General features: G+C 67.1%; 28 protein-coding genes. 21 read left to right on the forward strand and 7 right to left on the reverse strand.

Annotation, left to right across the window (positions count from 1 at the left end; genetic code table 11):
* Positions 1-23 precede the first annotated feature (23 nt).
* The 5 genes from ACUSIJ_RS19565 (at position 24) to ACUSIJ_RS19585 (ending at position 6,234) form a co-directional block, all read left to right on the forward strand.
* Positions 24-728 carry a hypothetical protein gene (locus ACUSIJ_RS19565; RefSeq protein ID WP_449310091.1) on the forward strand — a complete coding sequence of 235 codons (705 nt, stop codon included), beginning with the start codon at positions 24-26 and terminating at the stop codon, positions 726-728.
* Complete coding sequence (locus ACUSIJ_RS19570; RefSeq protein WP_449310092.1) at positions 725-1,417, forward strand: hypothetical protein; 693 nt, start codon at positions 725-727, stop codon at positions 1,415-1,417. Before ACUSIJ_RS19565 ends, ACUSIJ_RS19570 begins: the two co-directional genes overlap by 4 nt.
* Positions 1,414-3,249: a V-type ATP synthase subunit A gene (locus tag ACUSIJ_RS19575; RefSeq protein ID WP_449310093.1), complete on the forward strand. Its 1,836-nt coding sequence runs from the start codon at positions 1,414-1,416 to the stop codon at positions 3,247-3,249. The genes ACUSIJ_RS19570 and ACUSIJ_RS19575 overlap by 4 nt, the downstream gene beginning before the upstream one ends.
* A 167-nt stretch (positions 3,250-3,416) precedes the next feature.
* Positions 3,417-4,928, forward strand: coding sequence for a polyphosphate:AMP phosphotransferase (gene pap / locus ACUSIJ_RS19580; protein WP_449310094.1), 1,512 nt, complete (start codon positions 3,417-3,419; stop codon positions 4,926-4,928).
* Between the two features lie 190 nt (positions 4,929-5,118).
* Complete coding sequence (locus ACUSIJ_RS19585) at positions 5,119-6,234, forward strand: pyridoxal phosphate-dependent aminotransferase (RefSeq protein WP_449310163.1); 1,116 nt, start codon at positions 5,119-5,121, stop codon at positions 6,232-6,234.
* Between the two features lie 74 nt (positions 6,235-6,308).
* On the opposite strand, the gene ACUSIJ_RS19590 is transcribed toward ACUSIJ_RS19585, so the two are convergent.
* From ACUSIJ_RS19590 to ACUSIJ_RS19605, 4 genes are all read right to left on the reverse strand, one after another.
* Positions 6,309-6,455 (reverse strand): hypothetical protein, encoded by a 147-nt coding sequence (locus ACUSIJ_RS19590; RefSeq protein WP_449310095.1) that lies wholly within the window; start codon positions 6,453-6,455, stop codon positions 6,309-6,311.
* A gap of 249 nt (positions 6,456-6,704) precedes the next feature.
* Positions 6,705-7,175 carry a type III secretion system chaperone gene (locus tag ACUSIJ_RS19595; protein WP_449310096.1) on the reverse strand — a complete coding sequence of 157 codons (471 nt, stop codon included), beginning with the start codon at positions 7,173-7,175 and terminating at the stop codon, positions 6,705-6,707.
* Between the two features lie 268 nt (positions 7,176-7,443).
* Positions 7,444-7,881: an HIT family protein gene (locus ACUSIJ_RS19600; RefSeq protein WP_449310097.1), complete on the reverse strand. Its 438-nt coding sequence runs from the start codon at positions 7,879-7,881 to the stop codon at positions 7,444-7,446.
* Between the two features lie 299 nt (positions 7,882-8,180).
* Complete coding sequence (locus ACUSIJ_RS19605; protein ID WP_449310098.1) at positions 8,181-8,564, reverse strand: response regulator; 384 nt, start codon at positions 8,562-8,564, stop codon at positions 8,181-8,183.
* 208 nt (positions 8,565-8,772) lie between these two features.
* On the opposite strand from ACUSIJ_RS19605, the gene ACUSIJ_RS19610 reads away from it, so the two are divergent.
* The 4 genes from ACUSIJ_RS19610 to ACUSIJ_RS19625 all read left to right on the forward strand — a co-directional run bounded on the left by ACUSIJ_RS19610 (position 8,773) and on the right by ACUSIJ_RS19625 (position 11,584).
* Positions 8,773-9,078, forward strand: coding sequence for a DUF3572 domain-containing protein (locus tag ACUSIJ_RS19610; protein WP_449310099.1), 306 nt, complete (start codon positions 8,773-8,775; stop codon positions 9,076-9,078).
* A 117-nt stretch (positions 9,079-9,195) separates the two neighbouring features.
* Complete coding sequence (locus ACUSIJ_RS19615) at positions 9,196-9,666, forward strand: RidA family protein (protein WP_449310100.1); 471 nt, start codon at positions 9,196-9,198, stop codon at positions 9,664-9,666.
* Entirely contained in the window at positions 9,666-10,412 is a 747-nt protein-coding gene (locus ACUSIJ_RS19620; protein ID WP_449310101.1) for a glycerophosphodiester phosphodiesterase family protein, read from the forward strand. The genes ACUSIJ_RS19615 and ACUSIJ_RS19620 overlap by 1 nt, the downstream gene beginning before the upstream one ends.
* Positions 10,413-10,423: 11 nt before the next feature.
* The gene (locus tag ACUSIJ_RS19625) at positions 10,424-11,584 is read left to right on the forward strand and encodes a GNAT family N-acetyltransferase (RefSeq protein WP_449310102.1); all 1,161 of its coding nucleotides are present in this window, start codon (positions 10,424-10,426) and stop codon (positions 11,582-11,584) included.
* 90 nt (positions 11,585-11,674) lie between these two features.
* Here the strand turns inward: ACUSIJ_RS19625 and rpmG are convergent, their stop codons facing one another.
* Positions 11,675-11,842 (reverse strand): 50S ribosomal protein L33, encoded by a 168-nt coding sequence (rpmG, locus tag ACUSIJ_RS19630; protein ID WP_449310103.1) that lies wholly within the window; start codon positions 11,840-11,842, stop codon positions 11,675-11,677.
* Positions 11,843-12,142: 300 nt separating this feature from the next.
* On the opposite strand from rpmG, the gene ACUSIJ_RS19635 reads away from it, so the two are divergent.
* From ACUSIJ_RS19635 to ACUSIJ_RS19665, 7 genes are all read left to right on the forward strand, one after another.
* Positions 12,143-12,385: a twin-arginine translocase TatA/TatE family subunit gene (locus ACUSIJ_RS19635; protein WP_449310164.1), complete on the forward strand. Its 243-nt coding sequence runs from the start codon at positions 12,143-12,145 to the stop codon at positions 12,383-12,385.
* Positions 12,386-12,550: 165 nt separating this feature from the next.
* Positions 12,551-13,207 carry a Sec-independent protein translocase protein TatB gene (tatB, locus tag ACUSIJ_RS19640; protein WP_449310104.1) on the forward strand — a complete coding sequence of 219 codons (657 nt, stop codon included), beginning with the start codon at positions 12,551-12,553 and terminating at the stop codon, positions 13,205-13,207.
* Positions 13,204-14,070: a twin-arginine translocase subunit TatC gene (gene tatC / locus ACUSIJ_RS19645; protein ID WP_449310105.1), complete on the forward strand. Its 867-nt coding sequence runs from the start codon at positions 13,204-13,206 to the stop codon at positions 14,068-14,070. The genes tatB and tatC overlap by 4 nt, the downstream gene beginning before the upstream one ends.
* A gap of 82 nt (positions 14,071-14,152) precedes the next feature.
* Positions 14,153-15,448, forward strand: coding sequence for a serine--tRNA ligase (gene serS / locus ACUSIJ_RS19650; RefSeq protein ID WP_449310106.1), 1,296 nt, complete (start codon positions 14,153-14,155; stop codon positions 15,446-15,448).
* 38 nt (positions 15,449-15,486) lie between these two features.
* A complete protein-coding gene (surE, locus tag ACUSIJ_RS19655; protein WP_449310165.1) occupies positions 15,487-16,260 on the forward strand; it encodes a 5'/3'-nucleotidase SurE in 774 nt (257 codons plus the stop codon).
* A 16-nt stretch (positions 16,261-16,276) separates the two neighbouring features.
* Positions 16,277-16,984, forward strand: coding sequence for a protein-L-isoaspartate O-methyltransferase family protein (locus tag ACUSIJ_RS19660; protein WP_449310107.1), 708 nt, complete (start codon positions 16,277-16,279; stop codon positions 16,982-16,984).
* A 296-nt stretch (positions 16,985-17,280) separates the two neighbouring features.
* On the forward strand, positions 17,281-18,540 hold the full coding sequence (locus ACUSIJ_RS19665; protein WP_449310108.1) for a peptidoglycan DD-metalloendopeptidase family protein: 1,260 nt from the start codon (positions 17,281-17,283) through the stop codon (positions 18,538-18,540).
* Positions 18,541-18,608: 68 nt separating this feature from the next.
* Here ACUSIJ_RS19665 and ACUSIJ_RS19670 read toward each other — a convergent pair whose 3' ends face one another.
* The gene (locus ACUSIJ_RS19670; protein ID WP_449310109.1) at positions 18,609-19,568 is read right to left on the reverse strand and encodes an ATP-binding protein; all 960 of its coding nucleotides are present in this window, start codon (positions 19,566-19,568) and stop codon (positions 18,609-18,611) included.
* Positions 19,569-19,715: 147 nt separating this feature from the next.
* On the opposite strand from ACUSIJ_RS19670, the gene yajC reads away from it, so the two are divergent.
* The 5 genes from yajC to ACUSIJ_RS19695 all read left to right on the forward strand — a co-directional run bounded on the left by yajC (position 19,716) and on the right by ACUSIJ_RS19695 (position 24,133).
* Positions 19,716-20,063: a preprotein translocase subunit YajC gene (gene yajC, locus ACUSIJ_RS19675; RefSeq protein ID WP_449310110.1), complete on the forward strand. Its 348-nt coding sequence runs from the start codon at positions 19,716-19,718 to the stop codon at positions 20,061-20,063.
* Between the two features lie 81 nt (positions 20,064-20,144).
* Positions 20,145-21,752 (forward strand): protein translocase subunit SecD, encoded by a 1,608-nt coding sequence (secD, locus tag ACUSIJ_RS19680; protein ID WP_449310111.1) that lies wholly within the window; start codon positions 20,145-20,147, stop codon positions 21,750-21,752.
* 143 nt (positions 21,753-21,895) lie between these two features.
* A complete protein-coding gene (secF, locus tag ACUSIJ_RS19685; protein ID WP_449310112.1) occupies positions 21,896-22,837 on the forward strand; it encodes a protein translocase subunit SecF in 942 nt (313 codons plus the stop codon).
* A gap of 16 nt (positions 22,838-22,853) precedes the next feature.
* Complete coding sequence (locus tag ACUSIJ_RS19690; protein ID WP_449310113.1) at positions 22,854-23,240, forward strand: Mth938-like domain-containing protein; 387 nt, start codon at positions 22,854-22,856, stop codon at positions 23,238-23,240.
* Positions 23,241-23,251: 11 nt separating this feature from the next.
* Positions 23,252-24,133 (forward strand): phytoene/squalene synthase family protein, encoded by an 882-nt coding sequence (locus ACUSIJ_RS19695; protein ID WP_449310114.1) that lies wholly within the window; start codon positions 23,252-23,254, stop codon positions 24,131-24,133.
* Here the strand turns inward: ACUSIJ_RS19695 and trmFO are convergent.
* Positions 24,110-25,624, reverse strand: a complete 1,515-nt coding sequence (gene trmFO, locus ACUSIJ_RS19700) for a methylenetetrahydrofolate--tRNA-(uracil(54)-C(5))-methyltransferase (FADH(2)-oxidizing) TrmFO (RefSeq protein WP_449310115.1) — start codon at positions 25,622-25,624, stop codon at positions 24,110-24,112. The genes ACUSIJ_RS19695 and trmFO overlap by 24 nt on opposite strands.
* Positions 25,625-25,764 lie beyond the last annotated feature (140 nt).

The raw sequence follows: 25,764 nt of genomic DNA on the forward strand, positions 1-25,764 counted from the left end.
TATTGGCAGGGGAGGGCGGCCGCATGGCTGAGCAGACAGGAGCACTACGTGCGTCATCTGGCACGGCGTCGGGCGTGGAGACGCTGATCACCCGCCTGCGGGACGAGGGTGTCGGCGCGGGGCGCGCGGAGGCGGAGCGGATCGTGGCGGAAGCGCAGGCGCTTGCCCGCGCCACCGTCGAGGAAGCCCAGTTGCAGGCGACCGAGACCCTGGAGAGGGCGCGCCGCGAAGCCAACAACTTCCAGCGCGCCGGCGAGGACGCGCTCAAGGCCGCCGCCCGCGACACGGTGCTCGACCTCAAGGACTATCTGTCGCGCCGCTTCGCCGGTGACGTGGCCAAGACCGTCTCCGCCGCGATGCGCGACGAGGAGCTGCTCAAGCAGATGATCCTCGCCGTCGCCGGGCGGGTGCGCGAGGAAGCGGGCGTCGACCGCTCGAAGGCCGTGGTGTTCCACCTGCCGCGCGCGGCCGTGGGGCTCGACGAGCTGCGCCGCAATCCCGAGGAGCTGAAGGAGGGGACGCTGACGCACTTCGCCGCCGCCTCCGCCGCAGCCCTGCTGCGCGAGGGCGTGACCTTCGCCCGCGCCGAGGACGACGCCGGCGGCCTGCGCATCCACCTCGACGACCGGGGCGTGTCGGTCGATCTCACGGACCAGGCGGTGGCCGACATGATCCTCGCCCATCTCCAGCCGCGTTTCCGCGCGCTGCTGGAAGGCGTCGTCAAATGAGCACGGCCGATTCCTACATCATGCTGGTCGCGAGCCTGCCGGATCTCGGCGGGTTCCTGGAGGCGCACGCGCCGCCGATCAACCGGCTGCAGATCGAGGAACGGCTGGCCATGCTCTCGCCGGAAGACCGGGCCGAGCTCGACGCCGTCGCGAGCGTCGTGGCGTGGGACCGCATCCGCGGCGAGGACGAGGACGCGACCGTGCTGACGCGCGCCGAGCGCGTGGTCGCATCGCTCAGGAGCGAGACCCTGCGCCTTCTCGTGCGCGACCGGCTGGAGATCCGCACGCTCATCGCCGCCCTGCGCCGCCGGCACGCGGGCGAGGAGGCGCCCGCCCCGCACGTGCGCTGGGGCTATGGCCGCTTCAAGGAAACGATCCGCGCCAACTGGGGCGACCCCGCCTTCGGCGTCGCGCTCGCCTTTCCGTGGGTCGGGCAGGCGCGCGAAAAGCTCGAAAGCGGCGATACCGCCGGCTTCGAACGGGTGGCCCTGCAAGCCGTCTGGGACGCGATCGGCCGCCATGGGGACCTGCACACGTTCGATCTCGAGGCCGTGGCGATCTATCTGCTGCGCTGGGCCGTGGTCGACAACTGGGCGCACTACGACACCGCCGCGGCCACGACGCGCTTCGCCCGCCTGCTCGATGAGGCCCTCACCGACACCATCCCGACATTCGAGGCCACACCATGACCGCATCAGCTTCCGCCGACAACCCGTCCGGGCGCGCCGCGCCGACGGCGAGCGTCGTCGCCGTGCAGGAGGACATCATTCGGCTGCGGCTGAACGACCCGGAGCAGGGCCGGCTGGTGAAGAACGAGGTGGTCTACATCCACCCCGCCCGCGCCCCCGGCCAGCGGCTCAAGGGCGAGGTGCTGCGCGTGCAGGGCGACACGGCGGATGCGCAGGTGTTCGAGAGCACGGTGGGCGTGGGCCTCGGCGATCCGGTCGAGCAGACCGGCCGCCAGTTGTCGATCCGGCTGGGGCCGGGCCTGCTGGGGCAGGTCTACGACGGCCTCCAGAATCCGCTCGAAGGGCTCGCGCAGGGGCACGGCCTGTTCCTGCCGCGCGGCGTGGAGGCGGCAGGGCTCGACGGCAACGCGAAATGGGCCTTCACCGCCACCCGGCGCGTCGGCGACCGGGTGAAGGCCGGCGACGTGCTCGGCACCGTGCCGGAAGGGCCGATCACCCACAAGATCCTGGTGCCCTTCGACCTCGACGAGACGGTGACGGTCGACTGGATCCGCGACGGTTCCATGACCATCGAGGAGCCGCTCGCGCGCCTCAAGGCGGCGTCGGGTGCGACCCGCACCATCACCATGGTGCAGGAATGGCCTGTGCGCGAGCCGCTGCCGCGCCGCCTGCTCGCCAAGGGCTATTCCACCCGCCTCTATCCCGGCGAGCCGATGGTGACGACCCAGCGCATCATCGATGCGTTCTTTCCCATCGTGCAGGGGGGCGCGGCCTGCATCCCCGGCCCGTTCGGCGCGGGCAAGACCGTGCTGCTCAACCTCATCGCCCGCCATTCGGATGTCGACGTCGTCATCCTCGTCGCCTGCGGCGAGCGCGCCGGCGAGGTGGTGGAGACGATCACCGAGTTCCCGCAGCTCACCGATCCGCGCACCGGCAATTCGCTGATGGACCGCACGGTGATCGTGTGCAACACGTCCTCGATGCCGGTCGCCTCGCGCGAGGCGTCGATCTACACCGGCATCACCATCGGCGAGTACTACCGCCAGATGGGCCTGCGCACCCTGATGATCGCCGACAGCTCCTCGCGCTGGGCGCAGGCGATGCGCGAGATCTCCGGCCGGCTCGAGGAAATTCCGGGCGAGGAGGCGTTTCCCGCCTATCTCGACAGCGCCATCAAGGGCGTCTACGAGCGCGCCGGCGTCATCGCCACCAACGACGGCGCGAAGGGCGCGCTCACCATCATCGGCGCGGTGTCGCCGGCGGGCGGCAATTTCGAGGAGCCGGTGACGCAGTCCACGCTTGCCGCCGTCAAGTGCTTCCTCGGCCTCTCCTACGACCGCGCCTACAAGCGCTTCTATCCGGCCATCGACCCGTTGCAGTCGTGGTCGCGCTACCGGCAGCAGCTGGAGGGCTGGTACGCGGAGAACATGGGCGCCGGCTGGACCCGCCAGGTGGCGGAGCTGACCGAGCTGCTGCAGCGCGGCGACGAGATCGCGCGCATGGAGCAGGTCGCGGGCGAGGAGGGCATCAGCACCGGCGACTTCGTCATCGCCGAGGCGGCGCGTTTCGTCGACATGGTGTTCCTCCAGCAGGACGCCTTCGACCCCATCGACGCTTCCGCCTCGCCCGAGCGGCAGAAGGAGCTGTTCGCGCTGGTCTATTCCATCGCCACCCGCCCCTACGGCTTCGAGGACAAGGAAGACGTGCGCCGCCACTTCACCAAGCTGACGGGCCTGTTCAAGAACTACAACTACGCCGCGCGGGGATCGAACGAGGCCAAGCGGCTCGTCGGCGAGATCGAGAAACTCGACGCCAGCGCACCGGTCAGTTGATCCCCCCTGGGGAGATGCTATTGCATCAACCAAAAAATGGGACCCGTTTTTTGGATGAATTTGATGCATAAATAAGGAGATAGAGCAAAATAGCGATTCAGATCCAGTGCATTTTGCTCTAACGTATCGAAAATTGTGCCGACTTAATAATCAAAAGGATAACGGCGGTGTTCGATTCGGCGAAGCTTGAACACAAGCTGGGGAAAGAAGAGTTCCGGGAAATTCAGGCGCACCTGCGCAATGAGCTGCTCGACGCCCAGCGCGAATTGAAGGAACGCGGCTCCCACAGCATCATGGTCCTGATCAACGGCGTCGACGGCGCCGGCAAGGGCGAGGTGCTGAACCGGCTCTACGAATGGCTCGACCCGCGCTACCTGGAGACGATCAGCGTCGACATCAGCGACGAGCGCGGCACCGGCCGGCCTCTGGCATGGCTTTACTGGCGCGACATGCCGGCCAAGGGCCGCGTCAGCGCCGTGCTCGGCTCGTGGTATCACGTGATGTTGCGCGAGCGCGCGCTCGGGCGCCTCGACGCCGACGGCTTCCTGCGCGCCGTGTCGGGCGCGCGCGAATACGAGACGATGCTCCGGCACGAGGGCGTGCGCCTTCTGAAGCTGTGGCTGCATGTCGATCTCGACGAGGCCGAGCGGCGCTATCGCAGCGAGAGCAGGAAGAGCGGTTTCCGCCGCCCGCTGGTGCAGGAATGGGCCGACGTGCCCGCGGCGCACGACAGGAAAAGGCTGCACGAGGCGGCGCGGGAGGTGGCGCAGCTCGTCTCCCCCAACGCGGTGCCGTGGACGGTGGTGCCCGCCGCCGACGCGCGCTATCGCGATGTCGCCATCGGTCAGGCGCTGCTGGCGCTGATGCGCGAGACGTTCGAGGCCGACAATCATGCCGGCGCCATCGCGGCGGCCACTTCCCAAACCGCTGCCGAGCCCTCCGCCGCGACGCGGCCTCTGCCGCGCCCGTCGATCATCAGCACGATCGACCTGACCAGGACCATCGACCCGGACGAATACAAGGTCCGCCTGCGGCAGGAGCAGCACCGCATTTTCGAACTGACGGAATCGAAGGCGTTCCGCAAGCACGGTCTCATCTGCGTGTTCGAGGGCAATGACGCGGCCGGCAAGGGCGGCTGCATCCGCCGCATCCGGCAGGCGCTCGACCCGCGCGATTTCCGCGTCCACGCCGTGGCGGCCCCGTCGGACGAGGAGCGGGCGCGCCCCTATCTGTGGCGTTTCTGGCGCAACATCCCGAAGAAAGGCCGCACGGCCATCTTCGACCGGAGCTGGTACGGGCGCGTGCTGGTGGAGCGCGTCGAGGGCTTCGCGTCCGTCCCCGACTGGATGCGCGCCTATGGCGAGATCAACGCCTTCGAGCGCCAGTTGACGGACAACGGCTATGTGGTGGTCAAGTTCTGGCTGGCGATCACCCCGCAGGAGCAGTTGCGACGCTTCGAGGAACGCGCCGACACCCCTTACAAGCAGTTCAAGATCACCGACGAGGACTGGCGCAACCGCGAGAAATGGGACGTCTACGACGAAGCCGTCACCGATATGGTCGACCGCACCTCGACGCTGCACGCGCCGTGGACGCTCGTTCCCGCCGTCGACAAGCGCCATGCGCGGGTCCACGTGCTGAAGACGGTCGCCGATCGGCTGGAATCGGCGCTGTCGTAACCCGAAAGGCGCTGCCGGGTCGCCAGACGGATTTTTCATGCTATGAGTCGTGCCTTCTGCATTCCGGAGGCCGATCATCGCCGTCATGACGCAAACCCCAGCATTTCCCGCGTCGGCATTTCCCGCCCGCCCGCTGCCGCGACAGCGGCGCGTCTCGTCCCGGCTCGGGGCGGTGGCGCCGTTTCTGGCCATGGATGTCCTGTCGCAGGCGCGCGCGATCGAGCGCTCCGGGGGCAGCGTCATCCACATGGAACTCGGCGAGCCGTCCGCCGCCACGCCGGCCGTCGTGCGCGAAGCCGCCGTCCGGGCGCTCGAGGCGGGGCGCGTCAGCTATACGGAGGCGCGCGGACAGGAGGGGCTGCGCGCGCGCATCAGCCGGCACTACCGGCAGGTTTACGGTGTCGACGTCGATCCCGGCCGCATCGTGGTGACCACCGGCTCATCGGCCGGGTTCGTGCTGTCGTTCCTGGCGCTGTTCGAGCCGGGCGCGCGCGTCGCCGTCTCGTCGCCCGGCTATCCGGCGTACCGCAACATCTTCAGCGCCCTGGGGCTTGAGGCAGCACCGATCCCGCTCGCCGACGGCAACGGCTGGGCGATCACGGCGGACGCCGTCGAGCGCCTGCATGCCGAGAACCCGCTCGCGGGCGTGCTGGTCATGAGCCCGGCCAATCCCTCCGGCGTCACCATGGACCACGCGGCGCTCGCGGCTGTGGCGGCAACCTGCAAACGCCTCGGCATCTGGCTCATCTCGGACGAGATCTACCACGGCCTCACCTATGGCGTTCCCGGCGAGACGGCGCTCGCCTTCGACGACGAGGCGGTCATCGTCAATTCGTTCTCGAAATACTACTGCATGACGGGCTGGCGCATCGGCTGGCTGGTGGTGCCGGAGAGCGTCGTGCGCGGCGTGGAGCGGCTGGCGCAGAACCTCTATATCTCGCCGCCGTATCTGTCGCAGGTGGCGGCCGAGGCGGCCTTCGACGCCACCGAGGAGCTGGAGCGCATCAAGGCAGGCTATGCGGCGAACCGCGACCTGCTGCTGAACGAACTGCCCGGTATCGGGCTCGGCAAGGGGCCGGCGCCGACAGGCGCGTTCTATCTCTACATCGACGTCAGCCACCTGACGGACGATTCGCTGGCATTGAGCCGCGAGATCCTGTCGCGGGCGGGGGTTGCCGTCACGCCGGGCCTCGACTTCGACCCGGAGAAGGGCGGCACCTACATCCGCCTGTCCTTCGCCGGCTCGCTCGATGACTGCCGCGAGGCCGTGTCACGGCTCAGGGCGTTCGTGCACACGAACGGGTGAGCCCGGCGGAAGCACCGCCGGCGGGTGCGTGTCAGGTCGAACGCAGCTCGGTTCCGCATGGAGCGGCTGCGGCGTCAGGCGGCGTCGGCAAGCGCCCCGGTCGCCCGGCTGCCCGCAAACCGGGTCTGGAAACCCACGATATGATCGGAGCCTCCCGACAACACGGAGACCGGCCGGTTGTTGTCGGCGCTTCGTGCCGCCGACGTGATGGAGGCCTTCATAGCGTCCGGCGCCAATCCTGGGGTACTTCTGAATGCCGACATCGAGGAAGCGCCCGGCGCCCCGGGTGCACCCACGCCCTGAAAAGACAAGGGACCGATACCAAGACTATTCTGGATCGCATTAACCACTGCACTACTCCATAATAACAATATAATTGTACAGGGAACGATAACGGTTAAGTCAAAGCGCCAAATCAGTCAGTCTGGCAAATCAGTCAGTCTGGAGGGAGATTACACCTGCATCAGTTGTTACACCTGCATCAGTTGAAAGTGCCCTCCCTCCGGTATATGTCCCGCCATCGCGTCGTGCAGGAAATCGGGCGAGTTGACGAGCTTCGTCCACGCGCCGGCGAGGCGGGCCGAGCGGCGCAGGAAGTCCTCGAACTGCTCGACCGTCAGGCCCTTGACGCTGATGCGGTCGATGAAGAACAACTGCTCGCTCCGGCGGTTGAGGCCGATGAAGCCGTGCCGGCCGGTCATGCCCGACACGAGATTGAGCTCGAGCAGATAGGCATAGATATCGGCGGCGCTGGCGGAGGAGATCGACGTCACCTCCGACGATATCAGAAACACGTCCTTCTCCGCATCGAGCTGAATATCGACGAAGACGCCGTCGAGCAGCACGTGAAAGAGGTTGTATTCGTCGAAGGACAAGCCCACTACGCCCAGCCGCGCACCCAATTGCGATACGAGCGAGACGGCATGCGCGGACGGACTCATCGAAACCCTTCAATCATGCAAGCACTGAAGACTGACAGGAAATTACCACACAATAATCCACAATAAAACACAAAAACGTGAACTTAAATATCAATATAACTCTCGTCAATTTTGCAATATATGCATAAATTAAGATCCATATATTCAATATATATTCAAGGCAATACAAATAAAATATCTTCTGAACAAATCGATCAATCTGAAATACAGGAAACAAATTCGACACTTTCTTTGTTGGACTGGCGCGGGGCTTTCCCCGCGCCGGCGCTCACCCCTCGTCCTTGTCGAGTTCGGCGCGGATGCGGGCGGCGTGTTCGGCCAGCACCTGCTGATCGGCGAAGCCGCCGGAGGCGTGTCGGCGCAGCTCGACGCCCTCGAAGCGGGGCAGGATGTGGACATGCAGGTGATAGACGGTCTGCCCCGCCGCCGCCTCGTTGTACTGGCCGACGAACACCCCGTCCGCATTGAAGGCGGCGCGCACCGCGCGGGCGATCTTCCGCGCCGCCGTGAACAGCTTGGCGACGGTGGCGGGATCGGCATCGAGGAGGTTTCGCGATGGCGTCTTGGGAATGACGAGGGCATGGCCATCGCTCTGCGGCATGACGTCCATGAAGGCGAGGACGTCGTCGTCCTCATAGATCCGGGTGGCGGGGATCTCGCCGCGCAGGATCTTGGCGAAAACGTTGTCGGGATCGTAAACGGCCATGGGGTCGCCTTTCAGTCGAGGGTGTGCAGGGGATAGGCATGGCAATTTCGCCCCTGCGCGTCAATATTCGGCGCACGGGAAAGAGCCCGATGACGTCTACATGGCATGAAAGCCGACCGGGAGCGGGCGAAGCCGCTCAACGCTCACCGGTCGGCACCCCACGGACCCAGGAGATGCGGCGGACCTGAGCACTCCGCAGGGAATTCGGCTGCTTTCTTTATATCGGATCTGGAAAAGGTGTAAATCGATTCCCGTTGCTGCGCCGTCGAAAGATCAGCCGTGTGCGGCAACGCACAAATTCATGATCCGGCGCGCGGTGCGGGGGCATAGGTGCGCACGGTCTCCAGAAATTTCGCCACCGAGATCGGCTTCGACAGATAGGCCTCGCAGCCGCTGGCGCGTATGCGCTCCTCGTCGCCCTTCATGGCGAAGGCGGTGACCGCGATCACGGGAATGGCGCGCAGCCCGGCATCGGCCTTCAGCCATTGCGTGACCTCGATGCCCGACACTTCCGGCAACTGGATGTCCATGATGATCAGGTCGGGGTGGTGGGCGGCGGCGAGTTCCATGGCCTCGCGCCCGTTGGTCGCCTTGAGCGTACTGTAGCCGTGGGCCTCCAGCAGATCGCCGAAGAGCTTCATGTTCAACTCGTTGTCTTCGACGATCAGTACCGTGCTGGCCATACGTCCGACCCGTCCCTTCGCTCAGTGCGTCCATTCTCGCATAGCCGGATGGTCGCGCCGATTCCCGCTGGCCGCCATCCCGACGCGCGCCTTTCCGCGCAATATCCACCGTCGGTTGGCAGCCTTGCGCGCAAAGCGCCTTGTGTTCAACTTATATATCAGTAACCTATTGATGAAAGGCAAATTTCGATCATGGGCCGGTTCGATTATGGGCAAGGCGGATTTCCAGTCGGATTCCGGGGATGAGGCGCTGGCCATCGCGGCGCTCTCCTTTCTCGCGAGCGATCCGGAGCGGCTCGGGCGGTTCCTGGCCGTGACGGGGCTCGGGCCCGAGACGTTGCGCCAGGCCGCCTCGCGTCCCGGCTTTCTTGTGGCGGTTCTCGACTATCTCGCCAGCGACGAGACGCTGCTCGTGGCTTTCGCCGCCAACGCGGGGCTTGAGCCCGAGGCGGTGGTCCGCGCCCATCGGCGGCTCGGCGCGAACCACGCTCCGGGGCAGGAGGATTTTGCCTGAATTGCACGGGCGAGCGGGCGGGAAATGACTCGGCGCCGAAGCCGCTCCCGGATTATATAGTCGGGCGCCGCGCGGCGGCGGCCCCGTTCATGATGTTACGAAGGAAAGATTCAGGCTATGAGCGCTATCGACACCCGACTTGCTGAACTCGGCATCACCCTGCCCACGCCCGCGACACCCGTCGCGAACTATGTTTCGTTCGTTCAGTCGGGCTCGCTGCTCGTCATCTCGGGGCAGTTGCCGCTCGGGGCGGATGGCGCCATCGCCGACCAGCACAAGGGCAAGGTCGGCGGCGAGGTGAGCCCCGAGGCCGCCGCCGACGCGGCGCGCCTTGCCGCCATCAACGTGCTGGCGCAGGCGCAGGCGGCCGTCGGCGATCTGTCGCGCATCGTGCGGGTGGTGCGGCTCGGCGGCTTCATCAACGTCGCGCCCGGCTTCACCGCCGTGGCGCCGGTCATGAACGGCGCTTCCGATCTCGTCGTGGCCGTGCTCGGCGATGCCGGCCGGCACGCCCGCTCCACGGTCGGCGTGGCGGAGCTGCCGCTCGGCGCGGCCGTCGAGGTCGAGGCGATCATCGAGGTTGCGTGATGCCGGCGCCCGCCTGGCTCACGGCGCGTGCGATCGCCCATCGCGGGCTGCATGATGCTGCCGCCGGCATCGTCGAGAACACGGCGACGGCGGCGGAACGCGCCGCGCAGGCGGGTTTTGCCATCGAATGCGACGTCCAGCTGTCGGCCGACGGCGAGGCGGTCGTGTTCCACGACTTCACCCTCGACCGGCTGACCGACGGGCGGGGGCGCGTCGATGCGCTGCCCGCGTCCGCGCTGGCGGCGCTGTCCTACAGGCAGGGCGGCGACCGGATCTTGCCGCTTGCCGCCTGTCTCGACCTCATCGCCGGCCGCGTGCCGCTCGTCGTCGAGATCAAGAGCCGGTTCGACGGCGACCTCACGCTCGCGCGCCGCACGGCCGAGATCGTGCGCGACCGCGCGGAGCAGGTGGCGCTGATGTCGTTCGATCCCGACGTCGTCGCGGCGCTGCACGCGCTCGCGCCCGAACACCCGCTCGGCATCGTGGCGGAAGCCGCCTATGCGGAAGCCGAGTGGGGCGACGAACTGCCCGGCGAACGGCGGGAGGAACTGGCGAACTTTCTTCACATCGGCCGCAGCCGGCCGCATTTCATCGCCTGGCGGGTGAGGGACTTTCCGCATCCGACGCCCGCGCTTGCGCGCCATTTCGGCCTGCCCATATTGACGTGGACGGTGCGCACCGCCGAGGATAGGCGGCAGGCGGCGCGCTTTGCCGATCAGATCATATTCGAGGGCTTTCATCCTTGAAGATCAGCGTCGTGGGTTCTATCGCGGACATTCCGGCGGTCGACTGGGATGCGTGTGCGCACGATTCCGCCGCGCGCTCGCCGGGGGAGGATGCCGACAACCCCTTCCTGCGCCACGCCTTTCTGCTGGCGCTGGAGGAATCCGGATCCGTGAGCGCCCGCACCGGATGGCGGCCGTTGCACCTCACCGTGCATGACGAGGCGGGCGGGCTTGCCGCCGCCGCTCCCTGCTACCTCAAGGGGCACTCGCGCGGCGAATACGTCTTCGATCATGCCTGGGCCGATGCCTACGAGCGGGCCGGGGGGCGCTATTATCCCAAACTTCTGGTGGCCGTGCCCTTCACGCCCGTCACCGGTCCGCGTCTTCTGGTGCGCGCCGGCCCCCGCGCGGGCGAGGCCGCATCGGCGCTGATCGAGGGCCTGCGGATGGTGCGGGCGGCGACGCGGGCCTCATCCATCCACGTCAATTTCGCCACCCGGCAGGAAGCGGCGCAGCTCGAGGAAGCGGGCTTCCTGCCGCGCATCGACTGCCAGTATCACTGGACGAACGAGGGTTTTTCCACCTTCGAGGACTTCCTCGCCACGCTCGCGTCGCGCAAGCGCAAGACGATCAGGCGCGAGAGGCGCGAGGCGCTCGGCAACGGGATCTCGGTGGAGCTGCTCACCGGCGACGCCATCACGCCCGCGCATTGGGACGCGTTCTACGTCTTCTATCTGGACACGGCCGGGCGCAAATGGGGCAGGACGGCCTATCTCACCCGCGCCTTCTACGACGCCATCGGGCGCACCTTCCGTGACCGCGTGCTGCTGGTGATGGCGCGGCGCGGGGGGCGCTACATCGGCGGCGCGATCAACTTCATCGGCCGCGACACCCTGTTCGGCCGCCACTGGGGCGCCGTCGAGGAGCACCCCTTCCTGCATTTCGAGGCGTGCTACTATCAGGCGATCGACTTCGCCATCGCGCGCGGGCTGAAGCGCGTGGAGGCGGGCGCCCAGGGCGAACACAAGCTCGCCCGCGGCTACCGGCCCGTGCTGACCCACTCGACCCACGACATCGCCGATCCCGATTTCCGGCGCGCCGTGGCCGCCTACCTGGCGCAGGAGCGCCCGGCGGTGGAGCGCGAGGTGGCGCTGCTGCAGGACGAAACGCCGTTCAGGCACCAGCCCGACTGACGCTCGACATCACCGCAAACGAAAACGCCCCCGCGAAAACGCCCCCGAAAGCCGCGCTTCCGGGGGCGTTTCGGCAACTCGCAAAAGATCTTACTTGATCTTGGTTTCCTTGAACTCGACGTGCTTGCGCGCCACGGGATCGTACTTGCGCTGCGACAGCTTGTCGGTCTGGGTGCGGGAGTTCTTCTTGGTCACATAGAAATAGCCGGTGTCGGCGGTCGACAGCAGCTTGATCTTGATGGTGTTGGCCTTGGCCATGGCGGAACCTCGAGCAGGCTGACGCCGCGGCGGGCGTCCGTAAAACTAAAAGGGCCGGAAACCCGGCCATTCGCGCAGTGACATGACGCATCGGTGTGCCGCTGTCAAGAGCCGAAAGGGGGCCTGCCCACTTCCCGGACGAAAAACGTGACCGGGGGTGCGGCGACGAAGTTCTTGTTTTCGCCCTTCGAGACCCCTAGTTTAAACAACCATGGCACGCTGGCGGCGGCGGTTGCGGGCACACGCGTGATTCGCCGATGTCCCTTGCGGACAAGGCGTTACTCGGCGGAGGAACTGGTTATGGGTGGATTTGGCAGCATTTGGCACTGGATCATCGTCGGCGCTCTGGTCCTGCTCCTTTTCGGCGGACGCGGCAAGGTGTCCGAACTGATGGGTGACGTCGCCAAGGGAATCAAGGCGTTCAAGAAGGGCCTTTCCGACGATGACAAGACCACGGCCGGCGAAAACAGCACGGCACAGAGCCGCGTCGCGCACGACGAGCCGGTGAAATCGGCCGCCCCCGAGAACAGCAAGGTCAACTGAAACAGGCGCGGCGGGACCCGGCCGGGGCGTTCCCGGCCGCTCCGGCCGCGACCGGATCGGGCCGGTGTGCATAGGATGGAAAATATCCTTTTGTCTTAATTGCATCCGGGTAGATGCTGATCAATCGCATCAGGAATACCGGTTTCAGGACATACAGAGCGCCGCATGTTCGATTTGAGTTGGAGCGAGCTTCTGCTGGTGGGGGCTATCGCGTTGGTCGTCATCGGCCCGCGCGAATTGCCGCGTGTGCTGCGCACCATCGGGCAGACGCTCGCCAAGCTCCGGCGCATGGCCGGCGATTTCCAGTCCCAGTTCAATGCCGCGATGCGCGAGGCGGAGCTCGACGAGATCCGCAATGCCGTCAATGACGTACAGACTGCGGCCAACCGCGCCGTCGGTTCCTCCTCCAGTGCGCGGTTCGATCCGCTGCGCACCGTCCGCGACGAATTGCGCGATGCCATCGAGAAGCCTCCGGCCGCGGGCGCCCCGCCGCCCGGTCCGGCGACGCCCGTCGACCTGCCGCCTCCCGCACCGGCGCTGCCGGTCAGCCCCGGGGTGCAAGCCGCGAAGCCCCAATTGAGCAAGGAAGCAGCGACCGGGGCACCGGCCGGCAAGCCCGCCGACAAGTCCAAGCCCGCCTCCAAGCCCGCCGGCAAGCCCGGGCGCGTCATCGTCGCCGCGCCGCGCGAGGCGGTCAAGCCGCTCGCCCGCCCGGCGCGCGGCACGTCGCGCCTTTACAAGAAGGTCCGGTTTTCGGCCTTGCCCGTCCGCTCCCGTCCCGCCCGCTCCCGTCCCTTGGGCGATGGGGAGGGCGACGCATGAGCACCCCCGCCCAATTGCAGACGAGCGATAATGTGAACCCGCATGCATCACTGCCTCCTTCCGCGGAGGAGGACGAGATCGAAGCGTCGCGCGCGCCGCTGATCGAGCATCTGATCGAGCTGCGCTCCCGTCTGATGAAGGCGCTTGCGGCGTTCATCGTGATGTTCTTCATTTCCTTCGCCTTTGCGAAGCAGATCTACAACATTCTCGTCTGGCCCTATGTGTTCGCGGCGGGCGAGGGCGCCGATGTGCGGCTGATCTACACCGCCCCGCTCGAATACCTGTTCACCCAGATCAAGATCGCGGCTTTCGGCGCCGCCTTCCTGTCGTTCCCGATCGTCGCGATCCAGATCTACAAGTTCGTCGCGCCCGGCCTCTATCGCAACGAGCGGCGGGCGTTCCTGCCCTATCTTTATGCCACGCCGGTGTTTTTCGTGCTCGGCGCGCTGGTGGTCTATTTCATCGCCATGCCGATCGTGATGCAGTTCTCGCTCGGCCAGCAGCAGGCCGGGGGCGAGGGCCAGGCAGCGATCCAGCTTCTGCCGAAGGTCAGCGAGTACCTGTCGTTGATCACGACGCTGATCTTCGCCTTCGGCATATGCTTTCAGCTGCCGGTCATCCTGAACCTGCTGGCGCGCGCCGGCTTCGTCGATTCGCAATACCTGAAGTCGAAGCGCCGCTACGCCATCGTCATCGTGTTCGCCGTCGCGGCGGTGCTGACGCCGCCGGACGTCATCAGCCAGATCGCACTTGCGGTCCCGACCCTCCTCCTTTACGAGCTTTCCATCGTCTCGGTCCGCATGATCGAGAAGAAGCGCGCCGCTGAGGAGGCCGCGCGGGAGAGCGTCGCGCAGGACGACTGATCCCGCCCCGCTTCCGGCGCGTCGGCAACGGCACAGCTTGAGGAGAGGCGGCGCCCGCCATGCGCCGCCGTTTTGGAACGTCATGCACGATATCCGCACCATCCGTGACGACCCGCAAGGTTTCGACAACGCCCTCGCGCGCCGGGGGCTGCCGCCGGCGGCCGAATCCGTCATCGCCATCGACGAGCGCCGCAAGGGTGCGATCGCCTCGCTGCAGGTGCTGCAGGAGAAGCGCAACGCGCTCTCGAAGGAAGTCGGGCAGGCCAAGGCCGCGAAGGACGAGGCGCGGGCGCAGGCGCTGATGGCCGAGGTATCGTCACTCAAGGATGCCATGCAGGAGGCCGACGAGGCGCAGAAGGCGGCCATCGCCGAGCTCGACGGCGTGCTTGCGGCGATCCCGAACCTGCCGCTCGCCGAGGTGCCCGAGGGTCCCGACGAGAGCGCCAACGTCGAGCATCACCGGTTCGGCGAGCGCCGCGCCTATGATTTCACGCCGCGCCAGCATTTCGAGCTCGGCGAGCAACTGGGGCAGATGGATTTCGAGACCGCCGCCCGCCTGTCGGGATCGCGCTTCGTCGTGCTCAAGGGCAGGCTGGCGCGCCTTGAGCGGGCCATCGGCCAGTTCATGCTCGACACCCACACCCAGTATCACGGCTACGCCGAGGTGAGCCCGCCGCTGCTGGTGAACGACAACGCGATGTTCGGCACGGCGCAACTGCCGAAGTTCTACGACGACCAGTTCGCGGTGTCCGACAACAAGTGGCTCATCCCCACCGCCGAGGTGCCGCTGACCAACCTCGTGCGCGAGCTCGTCCTGCCCGAGGGTGAACTGCCGCTGCGCTTCACGGCGCTCACGCCCTGCTTCCGCCGCGAGGCCGGGGCTGCCGGACGCGACACGCGCGGCATGCTGCGCCAGCACCAGTTCAGCAAGGTGGAGCTGGTGTCGATCACCACGCCCGGGACCTCGCGCGACGAGCACGAGCGCATGCTCCACTGCGCCGAGGCGGTGCTGAAGGCGCTCGAGCTGCACTACCGCGTCGTGACGCTGTGCACCGGCGACATGGGCTTCGCGGCGCAGAAGACCTACGACATCGAGGTCTGGCTGCCGGGGCAGGAAGCGTATCGCGAGATTTCGAGCTGCTCGGTGTGCGGCGATTTCCAGGCGCGGCGCATGAACGCGCGCTACCGCCCGGACGACGAGAAGGCCCACGGAAAGGGGCCGCGCTTCGTGCACACGCTCAACGGCTCGGGCACGGCGGTCGGGCGGGCGCTCATCGCCGTCATGGAGACGTGGCAGAATGCCGACGGCTCGGTGACGGTGCCGCCCGCGTTGCGCCCCTACATGGGCGGCGTGGACAGGATCGAGGCCGCTGGCTGAGGCACACGAGGACCGGCGGGGCCGGGCAGGGGACAATGATGCGCATACTGGTGAGCAACGACGACGGAATCGACGCCGACGGCCTCGGCGTGCTCGAAAAGGTCGCGGCGGAGCTGTCGTCCGACGTGTGGGTCGTCGCACCCGAGAGGGACCAGAGCGGCGTCTCCCATTCGCTGTCCCTGCACGACCCGCTGCGGATGCGAGAGCTCGGCGGCAACCGGTTCGCGGTGTCAGGCACGCCGACCGACTGCATCATCATGGCGGTGCGCCACCTGTTCAACGACGCCTTGCCCGATCTCGTGCTCTCCGGCATCAACCAGGGGCAGAACGTCGCCGAGGACGTGATCTATTCCGGCACCGTGGCGGCGGCGATGGAAGGCACGATCGTCGGCATTCCCTCGATCGCCCTCTCGCAGGTCTACGGGCCGGGCGGGCGCAGCGACACGAACTGGAACTGCAGCCGCACGCATGCCGCAAGCGTCATCCGGCGCATCGTCGAGGCCGGCATCGAGCCGGGCGTGCTGGTGAACGTGAATTTTCCCGATTGCGCGCCCGGGGAGGTCGAGGGCATCGCGGTCACCGCCCAGGGGCGGCGCAGCGTCGCCTTCATGAAGGTCGAGGAGCGGCTCGACGGGCGCGGGCGGCCGTACTACTGGCTGATGGGCGCCCGGCTGCCGCACGAGCCGGTGGACGGCACGGACCTGTGGGCCGTGCGCAACAGGCGGATCGCGGTGACACCGCTGCAGATCGACCTGACCCACGAGCCGAGCATGACCCGCTATGCCGGCCTGTTCCACGGCTCCCGCGAATAGCCCGGCCGCAGCGGACATGGACAGCAGCGCCCACCCGCCAGCGAAAGGAGCCGAGGAAACGGCCGCCTTCCTGCTGAGCCTGCGCGAGCGGGGCATCAGCGACACGGCGCTGCTGCGGGCCATGGAGCTTGCGCCGCGCGACCTGTTCGCGCCCCGGCGGTTCAGCGATCTGGCGCGCGCCGACATCTCCCTGCCGCTGCCCTGCGGCCAGACCATGACCGCGCCGGGCATCATCGCCCGCATGCTGCTGGCGCTGAAGGTCGCGCCCGGGCAGCGCGTGTTCGAGGTCGGGGCCGGATCGGGCTATGTCTCGGCCGTGCTCGCGCGGCTCGCGGGGGAGGTGATCTCGACCGAGAGATACCGCACGCTGGCGCTTGCCGCCGCCGAGCGGCTGGCGACGCTCGACCTCCACAACGTTCTCGTCCTCCCCGCCGACGGCCTGGCGGCCCAATCCGTCGCCGGCCGGCATTTCGAGCGCATCCTGCTCAACGGCGCGATCGAGGGCGGGTTTCCGCCCGCGTTGCTCGCCGCGCTGGCGCCGGAGGGCATACTCGTCGGCGCGCGCGTCATCGACGGCGAGCCCCGCCTCCTGCGCGTCACGCGCCGGGACGCGGAAGCGGACGCAGGCGGCCCGGAGGCCGCGGCGGAAGAGGCGTTCCGGCACGAGGATCTGGGCGCGATCAGGCTGCCGCCCCTGGCGCACGGCGTCGCGAAGGTTTTATAGGCAGGGTTAAACGCCGTTTACAGCATCAAACCAGAAAGTGTGCGCACTTTCTGGAAAAATTTGATGCGTTAACAAATGGATAGAGAAAAATAGCGATTCAGATTTAATGCATTTTTCTCTAACGGTCGCTGCGGCAGAATTGTTCGCCTGAATTGTGACCTCCATGCCGCCCGGTGCAACAATCAGTGGTCAGGGTGAATCAAATCGAAGCATTTGGCCGTTTGGCAACGCTTGCTTAACCAGAATCCGATCTTATCAGAGACATCGAAATTCAGGCGTAGGGGTTAGGTGGGACGATGCCTCAGAGCGAAAAAACGTTGCTGCCGTCGATGCATGCAGGATCCATCCAGCGTCTTGCGATCGTGGGCTTGCTTGCCGGCGCCACGGCTGCTTGCAGCTCCGATACCTTGCGCTTCGGGGACAACCCGTTTTCCAATCCCTTCACGCAGGCGAAAACGGCCGATGCGACCACCACCGGCAGCATCGGCTATTCCCCCACGCCGGCCGTGTATTCAGCCCCGCTCGCCCCGCCGCAGGCGACCCAGCCCGTGACCCAAGCGGCCACGCAGGCTGCTTCGGGCGCGATCGAGGCCGTCGGCGGTTCGGCGAAGGGCTGGACCGCCCAGGGCGGATCGTCCGTCTATGTCGGCAGCGCCGATACGCTTGCCAGCCTGTCCGGCCGCTACAACGTTCCCAGCGCCGCCATCCTCGCGGCCAATGGCCTGACGAGCGCCTCCCAGATCGCGCCCGGCCAGCAGATCACCATTCCGGTCTACAACCCCGGCGGCGGAGCGCTTCCGATCGCAACGGCGAGCACTGCGGGAGCCGCCGCCTCGGCTTCCGTGACGCAGGCCGCCACGCAGGCCACGACCCATGTCGCCGCGCCCGTGCACAACGCCGCCGCTTCCGCGTCGCAGGCGGTCGCCAGGCCGGTCCAGCGGGCACAGGCCGCAACCGGCACGCTCAACGAGCAGGCGGCGCGGCTTTCGCAGCCCAGCCCGCCCGTGGCCGCGCCGCCGGCGCGGCAGGTCGTCGCCTCCCTGCCCAGCGCGACGAACACCATCAAGCCGTCACCGGCGGAACAGAAGCCGGCCGTCACCGTGGCGCCCACTCCCGCGCCCCCCGCCGCGGCGGCGGAGCCGGCCAGGCAGTCCGAGCCCGCAAAGGCCGAGAAGACGGCGGAGCCGGCCGGCGGCGGCTTCCGCTGGCCCGCCCGGGGCCGTGTCATCAACGGTTTTGGCAATGGCAACGAAGGCATCAACATCGCCGTGCCCGAGGGAACGCCGGTCAAGGCGGCGGAAGGCGGCGTCGTCGCCTATGCCGGCAACGAGCTCAAGGGATACGGCAATCTGGTCCTGATCCGTCACGACAACGGCTTTGTCACTGCCTATGCCAACAACGGCGAGTTGAAGGTCAAGCGCGGCGACAAGGTGACGCGCGGCCAGACCATCGCCCATTCGGGCCAGACCGGCAACGTCACCTCGCCGCAGCTCCACTTCGAGCTGCGCAAGGGCTCGACGCCGGTGGACCCGCTGCCGCATCTCGCGGGCCTGTGAGATAGCCAATACATCGTACAGACAAGGCCGCCCGGTTTCCGGGCGGCCTTTTTTGCGTTCCCTGTCGGCTACGGGTCGATGCGCACGCCGAGCCGGCCGGCGAGATCGTTGATGTATTGCCAGGCCGTGCGCCCCGACCGCGCCCCGCGTGTGGTCGACCATTCGAGCGCTTCCGCCCGCAGCGTGTCGCGATTGATGTCGATGTTGAGGAAATCCGCGTAACCATAGACCATATCGAGATATTCATCCTGGCTGCACTTGTGGAAGCCGAGCCACAGGCCGAAGCGGTCGGACAGCGACACCTTTTCCTCGACCGCCTCGCCGGGGTTGATGGCGGTGGAGCGTTCGTTGTCCATCATGTCGCGCGGCAGCAGGTGGCGGCGGTTCGAGGTGGCGTAGAATATCACGTTGACCGGCCGTCCCTCGATGCCGCCCTCCAGCACCGCCTTGAGCGACTTGTAGGAGGTGTCGTCGGCGTCGAACGACAGATCGTCGCAGAAAATGATGAAGCGATGCGAGTCGTTGCGCAGGATGTTCATCAGCGCCGGCAGCGACTCGATGTCCTCGCGGTGAATTTCCACAAGTTTGAGCGCCGGCTCCCCGGTGTGTGCGAGGCGGCGGTTGGTGTCGGCATGCACCGCCTTCACCAGCGAGGACTTGCCCATGCCGCGCGCGCCCCACAGCAGCGCGTTGTTGGCCGGCAGGCCCTTGGCGAAGCGCTCGGTGTTCTCCGCCAGCGTGTCGCGCGACCGATCGATGCCGCGCAGCAGGCGCATCTCGACCCGGTTGACACGCCGCACGGGGTTGAGCGCGCCGGGCGGCTGCCACACGAAGGCGTCGGCGGCGGCCGTGTCGGGAACGGGCACGGCGGGCGGGGCCAGCCGCGCGAGGGCGTCGGCGATGCGCCCGAGCTCCGCCAGGACGGCGACGTCCGGCACAACCTCTCCCGAACGCCGCCCCCGCTTCTTGCCGATCCTCTTGCCGATCCTCTTGCTGCCCCCCTTGTCGCCCACGTGTTGGCCCTTCATCGTCACATCCTTGATATTTTGGTCCGAGCAGGGCGCGAAGCCCAGGCTCAACGTTTGATTTCGCTTGCGCGATGGTTATAGTCCGCCCAACTTTCCGACTCCATATCCGTCGTGGATGGAAGAGTTGCATCCGTTGGAGGACACCCGGTGATCATTTCGACTGCCTTCGCCCAAGGCGCAGCGCCTGCCGCCGGCGGCGGCGATATTCTGATTCAGTTCATTCCCTTCATCCTGATTTTCGTGGTGATGTGGTTTCTGATCCTGCGGCCGCAGCAGAAGCGCGCGAAGGCGCATCAGGAAATGGTGAAAGGCGTTCGCCGGGGCGACACCATCGTGACCTCCGGCGGCTTCATCGCCAAGGTCACCAAGGTGATCGACGACAACGAGATCGAGGCGGAGATCGCGGAAGGCGTGCGCGTGCGCATCGTGCGCGGCACCATCGCCGACGTCCGCGCCAAGGGCGAGCCGGTGAAGACCGATTCTCCGTCGGCGTAAGCGGTTTCTCCCCGGCGGCGATACAGCTTGAAACATGATTGAAACAACGTCATCCGGCAGCGTAGGGAAGGCCCTTCGACGATGCTCCGTTACTCGACCGGCAAGGTCGTTGCCGTCCTCATCCTGACAGTCCTCGGCTTTCTCTTCGCCGCCCCCAGCCTGTTCACGCAGCAGCAGCGCGACGGCTTCATCGCATCCGTGCCGTCATGGATTCCGCGCTTGCTGGTGCCGCATCAGGGGATTGTGCTCGGCCTCGATCTCCAGGGCGGCTCGCATGTGGTGCTGGAGGTGGACACCGCCGATCTGCTGCGGTCCCAGGTCAACCTGCTGCGGGACGACGTGCGCGCCATCCTGCGGGAGGAGCGGGTGACCGCCCAGGGCGGCATCGTCGTCCAGCCGCGCGGCGTGCAGATCCGCGTGCCGGACGAGGCGGGCCGCGACAGAATTCTGCCGCGCCTGCGCGCGCTGTCCCAGCCCATCGGCAATCCGCTGCTCGGGCAGGCGGGTGCGGCCACCATCGACATCAACGTCAGAGGGGACGGGCTCATCCAGCTGGCGCTCTCGGAAGCCGGCATCAACGATCGGGTGCGCCGCGCGGTCGACCAGGCGATCGAGGTGCTGCGCCGGCGTGTCGACGCGCTGGGCACGACGGAGCCGAACATCCAGCGCCAGGGTGCCGACCGCGTGCAGGTGCAGGTGCCGGGGCTGCAGGACCCGCAGCAGCTGAAGGAGATCCTCGGCCGCACGGCGAAGCTGGAGTTCCGCTTCGTGTCGGAGACGGGCGGCGGCGATGTCGAGAACATCCCGACGCAGGAGGCTCCCGGCCAGACGCTGCCGGTCGAGCGGGAGCTCGCCGTCGACGGCGCCGATCTCGTCGATGCGCAGCCCTCCTTCGACCCGCAGACGGGCCGGCCGATCGTCAACTTCCGTTTCAACACGCGCGGCGCGCAGCGTTTCGGTCAGGCGACGACGGCGAACGTGGGCCGGCTGATGGCCATCGTCCTCGACAACGAGGTGATTTCCGCTCCCCGCATCCAGACGCCGATCACCGGCGGATCGGGCATGATCTCGGGCAGCTTCACGGTCGAGCAGGCCAACAACCTGTCCATCCTGCTGCGCGCCGGCGCGCTGCCGGCCAAGCTCACCATCGTGGAGGAGCGTACCGTCGGCCCCGGGCTCGGGCAGGACTCGATCGAGGCGGGCAAGGTGGCGGTCGCCGTTTCCACCGTTTTCGTGGTGCTGTTCATGTTCGCCACCTACGGTCTGTTCGGACTGATCGCCAATATCGCGCTCATCGTCCATGTGGTGTTCATCTTCGCGCTGATGTCGCTGCTCGGCGCGACGCTGACGCTGCCGGGCATCGCGGGCATCGTGCTGACCATCGGCACGGCGGTCGACTCCAACGTGCTGATCTACGAACGCATGCGCGAGGAATTCCGCGGTGGGCGCTCGCTGGTGACGGCGCTGGAGGCCGGCTTCAACCGCGCGTTCGCGACCATCATCGATTCGAACTCCACCATGCTGATCGCGGCGCTCATCCTGTTCTTCCTCGGATCGGGTCCGGTGCGCGGCTTCGCGGTGGTGTTCATCCTCGGCATCCTGACCACGGTCATCACCGCCGTCACCATGACGCGCATGATGGTGGCCCTGTGGTACAGGCTGGCGAGGCCGAAAAAGTTGCCGTTCTGAGGTTGCCCGGGCGGCCCGAACGTCGCCCATTGGAGCAAAATGCGTTGCACGGGAGACATTTTGCGCCAACTATTTGTTCATGCATCAAATTGATCCCGAAAATGGTGCCCGTTTCCCGGGTTTGATGCCGTAAGGAGAAAAGCGTGGGCCTGCTTCGCATCTATCCCGACGATACCCGGTTCGGGTTTGTCCGCTTCCGGCGCGTGACGCTGCCGCTGTCGGCGCTTCTCGTCGTGGCGACGATCATTCTCGGCTTCACCGTCGGCCTCAATTTCGGCATCGACTTTCGCGGCGGCACGCTGATCGAGCTGCAGGCGAAATCGGGCGAGGCCAATGTGGGCGCCATACGCCAGTCGGCGGAAGCGCTCGGCTTCGGCGCCGTCGAGGTGCAGGAATTCGGTACGCAGGGCGGGGTTTCGCTGCGCTTCGCCATTCAGGACGGCGGCGAGGCGGCGCAGAGCAACGTGGTGCAGCAGGCCCGCAGCACGTTCGAGGCCGATTACGAATTCCGCCGCGTCGAGACGGTGGGCCCGCGCGTCTCCGGCGAGCTGGTGCGCTCGGGCACCCTCGGCGTCGTGCTGGCCATCGGCGCGGTGATGGCCTACCTGTGGTTCCGCTTCGAGCTGCAATTGGCGATCGGCGCCATCATCGGCACCATCCACGACATCATCCTGACCGTGGGGTTCTTCGTCGTCACCCAATCCGAGTTCAACATGACGTCGATCGCGGCGATCCTGACCATCGTCGGCTATTCGCTCAACGAAACCGTCGTGGTGTTCGACCGCACGCGCGAGCTGATGCGCCGCTACAAGGCGATTTCGGTCGAGGAACTGCTTGATCTTTCCGTCAACACCACCATGTCCCGTACGGCGATGACGGCGACGACGACCTTCCTCGCCGTGCTGGCCCTGGTCATTTTCGGCGGCGAAGCCATCCGCGGGTTTGCCGAGGTGATGCTGTTCGGCGTCGTCATCTGCACTTATTCGGCGGTGTTCGTGTCGTCGCCGGTCCTGATCTATCTCGGCCTGCGCTCCCGCACCAGCCCGGCGGAAGCGGCCGCCGACGCCGCCGCGCAGTTGCCCTGACGAAAGGCAAGTTCCCTTGGCGAGGCCCGAAGCGCGATACGACGGTTTCCTGCCCGGGCAACATCCGGTGACCGCCTATGGCGACGGCGGCTTTCGGTTCGCCGAGATGTCCCATCGCGGTTCGCTGCTGTTGCTTCCTTCCGGGGTGCGCGCGGTGGAGGCGCGGGATGTCGGCGAGCTGTCCGCGGCCAGTGTCGAGGCCATCGTGGCGGAGGAGGGTGCGGTCGAGCTGCTCCTGGTCGGCACCGGACGCGATGTCGCGCCGCTACCCGTGCCGCTGCGCGATGTTCTCTCCGCCGCCGGCATCCGCCACGAGACGATGCAGACCGGGGCGGCGGTGCGCACCTACAACGTCCTGCTGGCGGAGGATCGCCGGGTGGCGGCGCTCCTCATCGCCGTCTGACGGAGCCCGCGGTGACGGATGACGCTTCTCTTGTCGAGGCTTTCGCCTATTGCGAGGCGCTGGTGCGCGACCACGATCCGGACCGGTACTGGGCGGCCTTCTTCGCGCCGGCCGACAGGCGCCCCCATCTCTTCGCGCTCTTCGCCTTCAATCAGGAGATCGCCCGGGTGCGCGAGAGCATCAGCGCGCCGCTGCCGGGAGAAATCCGCTTCCAGTGGTGGCGCGACCTGCTCGACGCGCACGCCGGGGCCGCCGCCTCCCGGGATGAGGCGCAACCTCCGGTGGCGCGCGCGCTGATCGCGACGATCGCCCGTTTCCGGTTGCCGGTGCAGGCTTTTCAGGATCTGATCGACGCGCGGGTGTTCGATCTCTACGACGACGCCATGCCCTCGGTCGCCGACCTCGAAGGCTATTGCGGCGAAACCTCCTCCGTCCTGTTCAGGCTCGCGAGCCTGGTGCTCACCGACGGGCGCGAGCCGGGCGGCGCGGATGCCGTGGGTCACGGCGGCGTTGCCTTTGCGATAACCGGGCTGCTGCGCGCGCTGCCGTGGCACCTGCGGCGCGGGCAGGTGTTCGTGCCCGCCGATATCGCCAGCCGGCACGGCCTCGACCGGGAGGGCATGCTCGCCCCATCCGCCGACGACGCGGCCCTGCGGCACGCGCTCGCGGACATGCGGGCGCTGGCGCGCGACCATCTCGCCAGGGCGCTGGCGCGGATCAGCGACATCTCGCCGGACGCGCGCGCCGCGGCGCTGCCGCTCGCAACCGTTCCCGCCTATCTGAAGCAGATGGAGAAGCGGGACTACTCGCCCCGCCGGACCATTGTCGAGGTGCCGCAGTGGCGGCGGCTCTGGGCGCTGTGGCGCGCGTCACACCGCTGGCGCAATCTCTGATACCGCCCCGGGTACTGACAGGGCGCGAAGCCAGACCGCCAGATCCCGGCGGGCGCGGTCGGTGAGCGCCTTCTTGCGCGCCGCCGCCTTGGCCGATCCGCGCAGGCGCTTGCCGTCCTCGGACCGCAGCGCCTCGGTGAGCGGCGGAAACAGGCCGAAATTGACGTTCATGGGCTGGAACGACGACGGCTTTGCCGTCGCTTCGGGCTGGAACGACGACGGCTTTGCCGTCGCTTCGGGCTGGAAGGGCGACGGCTTCTCCGTCGCTTCGCCGTCCTCCTCGTCCGCGCTGACATGACCGCCGGTGATGTACTCGACCAGCGCGCCGATGGCGGTGGTGGGCGGGGGTGGGGGCAGCGCCACGCCGCGCGCCTCGGCCGCCGCGTAGCGCCCGGCGAGAAGGCCGACGGCGGCGCTTTCGACATAGCCCTCGCAGCCGGTGATCTGTCCGGCGAAACGCAGGCGCGGCAAGGCCTTGAGCCGCAACGTGCGATCGAGCAGCTTCGGCGCGTTGATGAAGGTGTTGCGATGCAGGCCGCCGAGGCGCGCGAACTCCGCGTTCTCCAGTCCCGGAATCATGCGCAGGATGCGGATCTGCTCGCCGTATTTCAGCTTCGTCTGGAAGCCGACGATGTTGTAGAGCGTCCCGGCCGCGTTGTCCTGCCGCAATTGCACGATGGCATGGGGCTTGACCTGCGGGTTGTTCGGATTGGTCAGGCCGACGGGCTTCATCGGCCCGAAGCGCAGCGTCTCGCGCCCGCGCTCGGCCATGATCTCGATGGGCAGGCAGGCGTTGAAATAGGGCGTGTCCTTTTCGAAATCGCGAAACTCGGTCTTCTCGCCCGCCAGCAGCGCGTCGACGAAGGCATTGTACTGCGCCTCCGTCATCGGGCAGTTGAGGTAATCGGCGCCGGTGCCGCCGGGGCCCGCCTTGTCGTAGCGCGACTGCGCCCAGACGATGCCGCGGTCGATCGATTCGGCATGGACGATCGGGGCGATGGCGTCGAAGAATGCGAGCGCACCTTCGCCCGTGACCTCGTGCACGGCCCGCGCCAGCGCGTCCGAGGTGAGGGGGCCGGTGGCGATGATGGTCTGCCCCCATTCCGCCGGCGGCAGGCCGGTGACCTCCTCCCGCATGACCGTAACCAGCGGATGCGCCTCAAGCGCCTCCGTCACCGATTGGGCGAAGCCGTCCCGGTCGACCGCGAGCGCGCCGCCCGCCGGCACCTGATGCGTATCGGCCGAGGCCATGATCAGCGACCCCAGCGCGCGCATCTCCTGATGCAGCAGCCCGACCGCGTTGGTCTCGGCATCGTCGGAACGGAAGGAATTGGAGCAGACGAGTTCCGCGAGCGCCCTGGTTTTATGGGCGGGCGAGCTGTTGCCGGGCCGCATTTCGTGCAGCACCACGGGAATCCCCGCCGCTACGACCTGCCAGGCGGCTTCCGAGCCGGCGAGACCGCCGCCGATGATGTGAACCGGATTCGTCATCCGGACTATGTGTCGCGGCCCCCTGCAAACGTCAAGCACGAACCTGTCCGCACCCGCACCATGGAGAAACGCGTTCGTTCAAAAAAACGCCCGTCCAAAAAAGAACGCCCGTCTCATGGGGACGGGCGTCTCGACTTGGC

The sequence above is a fragment of the Pseudochelatococcus sp. B33 genome (genome assembly GCF_053570585.1).